Genomic DNA, 3061 nt, shown 5'->3' on the forward strand with positions numbered 1-3061 from the left:
AATCATAGGAATCAATAGTTCGACACCATTATTTAAAACTTCAAAAAGAGGTTGAGCAGTTGAGTCGTTGATAGAGACAATTTTTCCAACAACACCCAATCGTTGGTCTTCTATTTCAAAACCTATGACTTCATGGTAGTAGAATTTATTTCCATCTAATTTAGGGAGAAAGGAAAGAGGTAGGTATATTTCGCAACCGATAATACGATCGGCATCTTCTTCATTGTGAATATCCTCAAATTGCACACGAAGAAAACTATCTTTGTGTAAAGAACTGCTTTCAATAAAAAATGGAACCAGATTTTGGTTGAATTCAACCAAAACTGATTCCAGTTCTTCATATAATTCGGGTTCGTCTGTGTCTAAATAGACTAAAACTTCTCCTTTAAAACTAAATTTTTTAGCGACTTTGCCAAGATAGAAACATTCATCTTTACGCATAATCGCAACTAATTAAGCTTCTTTTTCTTCGCTAGCTTCTTCAGCAGCAGGAGCTTCTTCAACTGCAGGAGCTTCTTCAACTGCAGGAGTTTCTTCGGCAACTATTTCAGCAGCTACTTCATTTACTTCTTCTACAGCTACTTCTTCCACAACTTCCTCGGCTACTTCTTCTGTGACTTCGGCAGCTTTTGCAGCTTCAGCGGCAGCATTTGCACGCTTGTCATTGGCTACTTTCTCAGCTTTTAAAGCATCTGCTTTCGCTTTTGCTTCTGCTTTTGATAAACCTTCTTTTTTAGAAGTTACTTTGTTTGTTTTTTCATCCAACCAAGCGGCTAATTTAGCATCTGCTTGTTCTTGAGTCAACGCACCTTTTCTAACGCCTCCATCCAAGTGATGTTTCAATAACGCACCTTTGTAAGAAAGGATTGCTCTTGCAGTATCCGTTGGTTGTGCTCCATTGTGTAACCATTGAACAGCACTGTCCAAGTTTAAATCAATTGTTGCAGGATTAGTGTTTGGGTTGTAAGTTCCAATTTTGTCAAGGAATTTACCATCTCTTTTTGAGCGAGCGTCTGCTGCTACGATCCAGAAAAAAGGTTTTCCTTTTTTACCGTGTCTTTGTAATCTAATTTTTACTGACATAATCTTATGATTAAATTTTGAGGTTCTCGACCTCTGTTAATTAAGGGTGCAAATATACAAAACTTTTTATATTGAAAAACATTGATTTAAAATTAATTGAAAATATTTTTAACATTTATTTTAATACCTTTTTTAAAATATTTTTAGGCTGTTTCAATAGAAAAACTATTTTTGTGTTATTATTGCAATCAAATCTACCTCAAATGAAAAAAATACTTAGTTTATTTATTTTGGTCTTTGCCTTTTCTTCTTGTGAAGAAAATGTCACGTTTAATGATCCTTCCGTGCAAGGATTAGTGGATAACGTGATTTGGAGAGCTATTGATTTTAGAGCCACTGTTAACGCCAACGGAGCTTTAAAAATTGAAGCATATACGCAAAACCAAGTGCTAACGCTTCAAACACCTTCTAGAAATGTTGGAGTTTATAATTTAGGCGAAAATTCTGCCCGAAGTGCATCTTTTACTGCCGAGTTTGACGATATTGAATTGTTGTATACTACCGGTGTTGCTATTGGTGGTAATGGACAAATTGTTATCAATGATTACGATGCTGCTGCAGGAACCGTTTCTGGCACATTTAGATTTAATGCAATTAATATAGACGAAAATCCGCTCGGAGGCGAAGTATTGAACTTTCAAAAAGGTGTTTTCTACAATATAAAAATTACTAACGCACCATAAATTAGTTCATTTTGGCAGGGATTTTACCACGTTTGCACCGTGATTTATTTATTTATTCACTTGAATATCAAAATAAAAACATAAATCTAACCAAATAGGTAAAATTTAGTATACCTTTGCATTGAATTAATATTTTGTACATATGAACATTTTTGTTGGAAGTCTTCCATTCAGTATTGAGGAAGCAGATTTAAGAGAGTCTTTCGAGGCTTATGGAGCAGTTGACTCTGTTAAAGTTGTAACCGATAAATTTACTGGAAGAAGTAAAGGATTTGGTTTTGTTGAAATGCCAAACGACGAGGAAGCTCAAAAAGCTATCGACGAGTTAAACGGTGCTACTGTTCAAGGTCGTGCTATTGTGGTAAACAAGTCGGAACCGAAACCGGAAGGTGAAAGAAGAAGCTCTAGCAACAACCGTTCAGGCGGTGGTGGTTACGGCGGTGGTGGAAACAGTCGTGGTGGCAGTGGCTACAGCGGCGGTGGAAACAGTCGCGGCGGCGGCGGCGGAGGAAGATACTAAGAATTTTTCTTTATACGATAATAAAAACCATTCACGAAAGTGAGTGGTTTTTTTCGTTTTTGTTAATAACTAAAATTGATTTTCATCTTTTGAAAATGTATTTTTTAAGTTATAAACGATTAGCTTGAAGGTAACTTTTCTTAACACTTTTGGGTTTTTTAATTTCCAATTTTTACCCTTTTAAATTTGAATGGTAAATTAACAATATTTGTCTGTTTTTTTGATTTTAGACTGCAAATTATCTTTTCATAATTCAAAATTCATGCTAGAGGGTTCTACTGTCATATTGATTATCTTTTTAATGCAAAATGTGCTTTAAACAATTTCATGGTATTGTTGTATTCAAATTCAACAACAAACCAATAATCATCAGAAAACATCTCACTATTATTGTATTTACCATCCCAACCAGATTGCGAAGGAAAAATTTGTTTTAGCAATTTTCCATATCTATCATATATATAAATTTTTGAATCGTTTTGTAAAAACAAGTCGTTGATATTCCAAGTATCATTATAGCCATCATCATTAGGTGTGAAAAACTTGGGATAATCTATGATTAGAATATCTTCTTTTTTAATTGTATTAGAGCATCCATTAATGTCAACAACTTGGACGGTATGAAAACCAGAGCTTACATTCTGAAAAACATTGGAAGTTTGCTGAGGTCCAAAATCCAGTTGATACAAATAATTTCCTGGACTATTTGGAATAATTGTAATGGTCGGATTATCTGAAAACGGTTCACTCACTATCCATTGAAAATCAGTTAAGC

Annotated in this window: 5 protein-coding genes; 2 read left to right on the top strand and 3 right to left on the bottom strand. The window is 34.5% G+C overall.

Translation table 11 applies throughout. The annotated features are described in order from the left end of the window. Together rimM and ACIQ2S_RS12460 are read right to left on the bottom strand one after the other, a co-directional pair. A partial coding sequence (gene rimM / locus ACIQ2S_RS12455) for a ribosome maturation factor RimM (RefSeq protein WP_396176474.1) occupies positions 1-441 on the bottom strand: 441 nt, incomplete at its 3' end. A 12-nt stretch (positions 442-453) separates the two neighbouring features. Further along, the gene (locus ACIQ2S_RS12460) at positions 454-1083 is read right to left on the bottom strand and encodes a 30S ribosomal protein S16 (RefSeq protein ID WP_396176476.1); all 630 of its coding nucleotides are present in this window, start codon (positions 1081-1083) and stop codon (positions 454-456) included. Between the two features lie 203 nt (positions 1084-1286). Between ACIQ2S_RS12460 and ACIQ2S_RS12465 the strand changes: the two genes are divergently transcribed. Further along, positions 1287-1766, top strand: a complete 480-nt coding sequence (locus tag ACIQ2S_RS12465; RefSeq protein WP_396176478.1) for a DUF6252 family protein — start codon at positions 1287-1289, stop codon at positions 1764-1766. Between the two features lie 142 nt (positions 1767-1908). Then, on the top strand, positions 1909-2286 hold the full coding sequence (locus ACIQ2S_RS12470; RefSeq protein WP_396176480.1) for an RNA recognition motif domain-containing protein: 378 nt from the start codon (positions 1909-1911) through the stop codon (positions 2284-2286). Positions 2287-2576: 290 nt separating this feature from the next. Here the strand turns inward: ACIQ2S_RS12470 and ACIQ2S_RS12475 are convergent. Further along, positions 2577-3061 (bottom strand): T9SS type B sorting domain-containing protein (locus ACIQ2S_RS12475; protein ID WP_396176482.1); only part of this gene is annotated, 485 nt, incomplete at its 5' end.

Origin of the sequence: Flavobacterium sp. (assembly GCF_044371705.1) — a bacterium.
In the GTDB taxonomy this organism is placed as follows: Bacteria; Bacteroidota; Bacteroidia; order Flavobacteriales; family Flavobacteriaceae; genus Flavobacterium.

What these genes read in the sequence shown, in the direction of transcription:
- ACIQ2S_RS12465 (WP_396176478.1), top strand. Translation starts at nt 1,287, where the DNA reads ATGAAAAAAATACTTAGTTTATTTATTTTGGTCTTTGCCTTTTCTTCT.
- ACIQ2S_RS12460 (WP_396176476.1), bottom strand. Translation starts at nt 1,083, where the DNA reads ATGTCAGTAAAAATTAGATTACAAAGACACGGTAAAAAAGGAAAACCT.
- ACIQ2S_RS12470 (WP_396176480.1), top strand. Translation starts at nt 1,909, where the DNA reads ATGAACATTTTTGTTGGAAGTCTTCCATTCAGTATTGAGGAAGCAGAT.